The organism is Mesorhizobium sp. M2A.F.Ca.ET.067.02.1.1, assembly GCF_004023285.1.
In the GTDB taxonomy this organism is placed as follows: Bacteria; Pseudomonadota; Alphaproteobacteria; order Rhizobiales; family Rhizobiaceae; genus Mesorhizobium.
This window is the reverse complement of record NZ_RZSB01000292.1, coordinates 1-6,808: the sequence shown is the minus strand read 5'-3', so window position 1 is coordinate 6,808 and position 6,808 is coordinate 1. Positions and strand designations below refer to the sequence as shown.

Annotated in this window: 5 protein-coding genes and 2 pseudogenes; 5 read left to right on the top strand and 2 right to left on the bottom strand. The window is 64.1% G+C overall.

From position 1 onward, the window contains the following. The 3 genes and pseudogenes from EOA28_RS19670 to EOA28_RS19660 all read left to right on the top strand — a co-directional run. Positions 1-407 (top strand): annotated as a pseudogene (locus tag EOA28_RS19670) (AMP-binding protein); the annotation flags it as partial. A 10-nt stretch (positions 408-417) separates the two neighbouring features. Then, the gene (locus EOA28_RS19665) at positions 418-1,041 is read left to right on the top strand and encodes a poly-gamma-glutamate hydrolase family protein (protein WP_127250067.1); all 624 of its coding nucleotides are present in this window, start codon (positions 418-420) and stop codon (positions 1,039-1,041) included. Positions 1,042-1,126: 85 nt separating this feature from the next. Beyond that, positions 1,127-2,230, top strand: coding sequence for a calcium:proton antiporter (locus EOA28_RS19660; protein WP_127250066.1), 1,104 nt, complete (start codon positions 1,127-1,129; stop codon positions 2,228-2,230). A gap of 54 nt (positions 2,231-2,284) precedes the next feature. On the opposite strand, the gene EOA28_RS19655 is transcribed toward EOA28_RS19660, so the two are convergent. Next, positions 2,285-3,193: a hydrogen peroxide-inducible genes activator gene (locus EOA28_RS19655; RefSeq protein ID WP_127250065.1), complete on the bottom strand. Its 909-nt coding sequence runs from the start codon at positions 3,191-3,193 to the stop codon at positions 2,285-2,287. 174 nt (positions 3,194-3,367) lie between these two features. Between EOA28_RS19655 and katG the strand changes: the two genes are divergently transcribed. Beyond that, the gene (gene katG, locus EOA28_RS19650) at positions 3,368-5,575 is read left to right on the top strand and encodes a catalase/peroxidase HPI (RefSeq protein ID WP_127250064.1); all 2,208 of its coding nucleotides are present in this window, start codon (positions 3,368-3,370) and stop codon (positions 5,573-5,575) included. 68 nt (positions 5,576-5,643) lie between these two features. On the opposite strand, the gene EOA28_RS19645 is transcribed toward katG, so the two are convergent. Next, positions 5,644-6,321 carry an MIP family channel protein gene (locus EOA28_RS19645; protein ID WP_127250063.1) on the bottom strand — a complete coding sequence of 226 codons (678 nt, stop codon included), beginning with the start codon at positions 6,319-6,321 and terminating at the stop codon, positions 5,644-5,646. A gap of 332 nt (positions 6,322-6,653) precedes the next feature. Between EOA28_RS19645 and EOA28_RS40315 the strand changes: the two are divergent. Continuing rightward, a pseudogene (locus tag EOA28_RS40315) lies at positions 6,654-6,808 on the top strand (MFS transporter); the annotation flags it as partial.

Here is a 6,808-nt window from a genome sequence, read left to right as displayed (position 1 = left end):
GTTGGATGCACACCGGCGACCTCGCCACGATAGATGCCGAGGGCTATTGCAACATCGTCGGCCGGGTAAAGGACATGGTCATCCGCGGCGGCGAGAACGTCTATCCGCGCGAGGTCGAGGAGTTCCTCTACCGCCATCCAAAGGTCAAGGAAGTGCAGGTCTTCGGCATTCCGGACGACAAATATGGCGAGGAACTCTGCGCCTGGATCGTGCTGAAGCCCGGCCAGATCGCCACTGCCGAGGAAATCAAGGCCTTCTGCGCCGGCCAGATCGCGCATTACAAGGTGCCGCGCCACATCCGTTTCCGCACCGAATTGCCGATGACGGTGACCGGCAAGCCGCAGAAATTCCTGATGCGCGAGGCGATGGTGGAGGAACTCGGGCTGGTGGCGCAGAAGACGGCGTGAAACGGCATTCATGGACAACGAGTTTCCCAATTTCGCGGCGCTGAGGGCCGCCAAAATCGAAAACGTGGATTATCGCATCGTCGTCCGGCGTGGCGCGCGAACCGGCGGTGCGCTCGTCATGGCCCCGCATGGCGGCAAGATCGAACCCCGCACCTCCCTGATCACCGAGATGATAGCTGGCGGCGATCTCGACATGTATTGCTTTGAAGGGCTGATGCCGGAAAGCAACCGGGAACTGCACATAACGTCCAGGAACTTCGACGAGGCAACCGCGCTGGAGCTGTTGCGGACCAAGTCTACCGTCGTCGCCATCCACGGCCGCCAGGACCGGGACGATCTCGCGACGGTCTATCTGGGCGGCAAGGACGCCGCATTGGTTTCGGAGATAGCCTGGCGCCTGCAGGAGGCCGGCTTCCAGACGCAAACGGACAACCACCCGTTTCCGGGCATCCAGGATTCGAACATCGTCAATCGCGGATTGACGGGAAAAGGCGCACAGCTGGAAGTCCCCTTCTCGCTGCGCCGCCGGCTGGGCAACGAGCCGGACCTTCTGGAAAAATTCTGTGGGGCGGTCCGCAGGGCCATCGAGACACGCGACGCCCAAAATGGTGCCTGGTCCCCAATCCTATTTTGAATGCTGCAAAGTGCCCGGGACGTGCTCCCCACGCGCTTTTCCGCTAAGGTCGCAAAAACGCATGGCGTAGACCAAGGGGGGGTGGATGACGAGTTACGCCCGGTCGGTAACGTCCTACACGATGCCGCTGGCCGCGCTGGCGATGGCTCTCGCGGTCAGGGCCAGCGGCGTTTCGGTTGACGAAGGGTCGCTAAACGTCAGGATCCTCGTCGGAGCGCTGTCGAGCGCCATCATGTTCGTCACCATTTTCGTCGTGCTCGACCATGCCGAGGCGCTCGCCCGGCGCGTAGGGGAGCCGTACGGAACATTGGTGCTGACCTTTGCGGTGACGGCGATCGAAGTGTCGATCATCGTCTCCATGATGCTGCATGGAGAAAACAACCCGACGCTGGCGCGCGAGTCCGTTTTCTCGACGGTGATGATCACCTCCACCGGCGTTGTCGGCATTTGCCTCACGCTTGGCGGCTGGCGCTATCGCAAGCAGGCGATCGTCCGGCAAGGGACCAGCGCCTACCTGTCGGTTCTGATCGCGCTGACCGTGATGACGCTTATTCTTCCGACCTACACCCGAACCACGGACCCCGGCACATTTTCGGCGGCCCAGCTTGGTTTCGTGAGCGTCCTTTCGGTGCTGCTCTATGCAAGCTTCGTGTTCGCCCAGACTGTCCGGCACCGCGAGGACTTCGTCCAGGGGCAGGCCCACGACGCGCCGACGCGAACCGCCTCCCACGACAGCGTTTCCGTCAGCGCCCTGCTGCTGATGTGCGGGCTCATCGGCATTGTCCTGCTCGCCGAGCAGGTCGCCGCAAGCGTGGAGGATGCGCTCGCCGCCTACCGGGTGACCCAGGCCGACAGCATCGTGGGGGCATTGATCGCGGCGCTGGTTTTGATGCCGGAGGCCATCTCAGCGATCCGCGCCTCGTTCAGGAACGAGCTGCAGCGCAGCCTCAACGTCGCGATGGGCTCGGCCTGCGCCACGATCGGTTTGACGATACCGGCGGTCGCGGCCGCCAGCCTGCTGACGGGCAGGGGACTGACCCTGGGGCTCCCGGCCTCCGATGCCGTGCTTCTGGTACTGGCGCTTTTCATATGCAGCGTAAGCTTCAGCACCGAAAGAACGACGTTCCTGACCGGGATGGTCCATGTCGTGGTGTTTTTCACCTATGTGTTTCTGATCTTCGTGCCGTGAAGGGTGTCGCGAGCCGAGCATCGGGCGCAGGGTTAGCGCCGTCTTGAAAGGCGCTCACGCCGCCAGCACCGCCCGATCCAGCCCGCGTATGATCCGCGCCAGTTCCACGCACTCGTCCTGCCGCACCTTGTTCTTCCGCCAGGCCATGCAGATCATGCGCTGCGGCATCGGCTCCTGGAACGGCACGATCCGCAAGTCGGGCATGACGCCGGCGGCACTTGCCGCCATTTCCGGCACCAGCGTGACGCCGAGCCCATGCGCCACCATCTGCAACAGCGTGGTGAGACTGGTCGCGCCGTAGCTTGCCATCGCCACCGGCCGCACATTGCCGCAGACGGCCAAAGCCTGCTCGCGCAGGCAGTGGCCTTCCTCCAAGAGCATCAGCCGCTCCAGCGCCGGGCTTTCGGGCGGCACCGGCGGTGAGGCAAAGGCCGGATCGCCGGCGGGCACGGCGAGGAAGAAGCGGTCGGGAAAAAGCTTTTCGGTCACGATCGCCGGCTGATCGAGCGGCAAGGCCGCGATGAAGGCGTCGAGCCGGCCTGACGTCGCTTCCTCGACCAGCGATGCGGTCACCGCCTCGCGCAGCTCGAGCTGGAGGGAAGGGTAGTGCCTTTTCAGCTCCGGCAGCACATGCGGCAACAGATAAGGCGCGACGGTCGGGATGATGCCCAGACGGAAGCGTCCTTCCATGGTCGGGCGGCCGCGCCGGGCAGTCGTCTCGACGTCACGTATGTCGGCCAGAATGCGCTCGATTCGCGGCTGCAGGGCAAGCGCCTCGTCGGTCATGCGCACGGTCTTGCCGCCGCGCTCGAACAACAGGCAGTTCAGCCGCTCTTCCATCTCGGCGATCTGCGCGGAAAGCGCCGGCTGGCTGACGCCGGCAAGCTTCGCGGCGCGGCCGAAATGCAGCGTCTGCGCCAGCGCGTCGAAATATTGCATCTGCCGGACGGTGAGGCCAATCATAAGAAAATCCTATCAAATGAAACAGGAAAGGCAATTTGTCTTTATCGGCCGGCCGGCCTAGTCTGGAATCATTCCAGGGTGACGCGGCCAATGGCTGCCCCCGGGAAATTCCGGGAAAATCAACCTCGGCAAAATTCAACCACGGCAAAACCTCGGCAGAATCGGGAGACCAAGATGGACGCGAAAACCGACGACAACAGCGCTGGCAAATGCCCGGTGGCGCATGGATCCGCACGGACCAACCGCGACTGGTGGCCGAACCAGCTCGACCTTTCCGTTCTCCATCAGCAGTCGAACCTGTCGGATCCGATGGACGAAGACTTCGACTACGCCAAGGAGTTCGCGAGCCTCGACCTCGACGCGGTGATCGCAGACCTGCACAAGGTCATGACGGATTCGCAGGATTGGTGGCCGGCCGACTTCGGCCATTACGGGCCGCTCTTCATCCGCATGGCCTGGCACAGCGCCGGCACCTATCGCATCGGTGACGGCCGCGGCGGCGCCGGTGCTGGTCAGCAGCGTTTCGCGCCGCTGAACAGCTGGCCGGACAACGCCAACCTCGACAAGGCGCGCCGGCTGCTGTGGCCGGTCAAGCAGAAATACGGCAGTAAGATCTCCTGGGCCGACCTTCTGATCCTCACCGGCAACGTCGCGCTGGAATCGATGGGCTTCAAGACCTTCGGCTTCGCCGGCGGCCGCGCCGATGTCTGGGACCCGGAGCAGGATGTGGACTGGGGCTCCGAAGCGAAGTGGCTCGGCGACGAGCGCTATTCGGGCGATCGTGAGCTTCGCGGCCATCTCGGCGCCGTGCAGATGGGCCTGATCTACGTCAACCCGGAGGGCCCGAACGGAAAGCCGGATCCGGTCGCGGCGGCTCGCGACATCCGCGAGACCTTCGGCCGCATGGCGATGAACGACGAAGAAACCGTGGCGCTGATCGCCGGAGGCCACACCTTCGGCAAGACCCATGGCGCGGGCGATGCCTCGCTGGTGGGCGCCGAGCCGGAAGGCGCCGGCATCGAGGCACAGGGCCTCGGCTGGTCGAGCAAATATGCCTCCGGCATCGCCGGCGACGCCATCACCTCGGGTCTCGAGGTCACCTGGACGACGACGCCGACCAAGTGGAGCAACAACTTCTTCGACAACCTCTTCAACTATGAATGGGAGCTGACGAAGAGCCCGGCCGGCGCCCATCAGTGGACGCCGAAGGGCGGCGCCGGCGCCGGCACGGTTCCGGACGCGCACAATCCCTCCAAGCGCCACGCGCCGGCCATGCTCACCACCGACCTCGCGCTGCGTTTCGACCCGGCCTATGAGAATATCTCGCGCCGGTTCCACCAGAACCCGGACCAGTTCGCCGACGCCTTCGCCCGCGCCTGGTTCAAGCTCACCCACCGCGACATGGGTCCGGTCGTGCGTTATCTCGGCCCGCTCGTGCCGAAGGAAGAGCTGATCTGGCAGGATCCGATCCCCGCCATCGACCACGAGCTGGTGAGCGAGGCCGACATCGCTTCGCTCAAGGCCAAGATCCTGGCTTCCGGCCTGTCGGTCTCCGAGCTGGTCTCGACCGCCTGGGCCTCGGCCTCGACCTTCCGCGGCTCGGACAAGCGCGGCGGCGCCAATGGCGGCCGCATCCGCTTGAGCCCGCAGAAGGACTGGGAAGTCAACGAGCCGGCGCAGTTGGCCAAGGTGCTGGGCAAGCTGGAAGCCATCCAGAAGGAGTTCAACGCGGCCCAAACCGGCGAGAAGAAGGTCTCGATTGCCGATCTCATCGTGCTTGGCGGCGCCGCCGCGGTTGAAAAGGCGGCGAAGGACGGCGGCACCGAGGTGAAGGTGCCGTTCACGCCGGGCCGCATGGACGCGTCGCAGGAGCAGACAGACGTCCACTCCTTCGCGCCGCTCGAGCCGAAGGTCGACGGCTTCCGCAACTATGCCCGCGGCAGGCTGCCGATGTCGGTCGAGGCGATGCTGGTCGACCGCGCCCAGTTGCTGACGCTGACGGCGCCGGAACTGACCGTGCTGGTCGGCGGCCTGCGCGTGCTCGGCGCCAATGCCGGCGGTTCGAAGCATGGTGTCTTCACCGACAGGCCGGGCCAGCTCACCAACGACTTCTTCGTCAACCTGCTCTCGATGGCGACCGTCTGGGATCCGGCGGCCGGCTCCGAGCCGGGTTCCGATGAAGTCTATGAAGCGCGTGACCGCAAGACCAGAGAAGTGAAGTGGACCGGCACCCGCGCCGACCTCATCTTCGGCTCGCACGCGCAGCTGCGCGCGCTCTCCGAGGTCTATGGTTCAAGTGACGCCAAGGCGAGATTCGTCAAGGACTTCGTCAAGGCCTGGACGAAGGTGATGAACGCCGACCGCTTCGACATCGCGAAGTAAGGTCGTACCTCTCAATCAAAAAAGGCGCGGGTCATGCCCGCGCCTTTTTTTGCGTTTCTCCGGAGCTGTCAGTCTTTTTCGAAGATGCCGGCCTTGGCGACGATACCGGCAATCGCTCCGCCGATCAGCGGCGCGACGATGAACAGCCAGAGCTGGCTGAGCGCGGCACCCCCCGAAAACAGCGCCGGGCCGATCGAGCGCGCCGGGTTGAGCGACGTGCCGGTAACCGGGATGATGGCGAAATGCAGCCCGGCCAGCGTCAGGCCGATCACCAAGCCGGCAAAGGCGGTGGTGTGCTTGGCGTTGGTGACGCCGAGGATCACCGTGACGAAGGTGAAGGTGCCGATCAGCTCCCACAGCAAGGCCGAGCTCATGCCCCATTTCGCCTCGTCCCAGCCATTGGCGCCGAAGCCGCCGGTGTGGCCGCCGGCCTGGCCGGAAACGATGATCCCCAGCGCCAGCGAGGCGATGATGGCGCCGATGATCTGCGCGATCCAGTAGGGAACGACGTCCTTGGCCGGCATCCGCCCTGCCAGGAACACGCCGAGCGTCACCGCCGGATTGAGATGCGCGCCCGAGATCGGGCCAATCGCATAGGCCGCGGCGATCAGGCCGATGCCGAACGCCAGGCCGATGCCTTCCTGTCCGAGCGGCAGCGCGCCGCCGAAACCGCCCGTGACCACGGAAGCCGTGCCGATGAACACCAACAAAAACGTGCCGAGAACTTCTGCCAGATAAGTCTTCATTGCCCTCTCCTCATTGGATCCGTCGAAACCACGTTTCCCGCGTCGCGAATCACTGGCGGAAGAGTATTCCTGCCGGAAACACTTGGGAAGCTGAGAGATTAAGCCGGCAGGCTTGCTTGTGTATGTCAGGTAAGTACATTAGAGATCTTTCATATTCTGGTTGATTGTTCTTGTTTTTTCCGTAGCGCCGCTTGCGATCGAAAAACCGTTTGGGGAAATTGCGTCGCGCTGAAACCCTGTTTCACCGGCAAGCCGAATAGAATTGTTTCAATCCTGGCCTGAAAGGCTTTAAGAGCGGCTGGAACCGATTTGCAGGAGCTACGGAAAACGGGATGCGATTGGGCGGAAGGCTGGCGGCGGCCATAGAGGTTCTCGAAGACATCGGCCGGCGCCACCGGCCGGTGGCCGACGCTTTGCGCGACTGGGGCCTGTCGCATCGCTTCGCCGGCGGCGGCGATCGCGCCGCGATCGGCAACATCGTCTATGA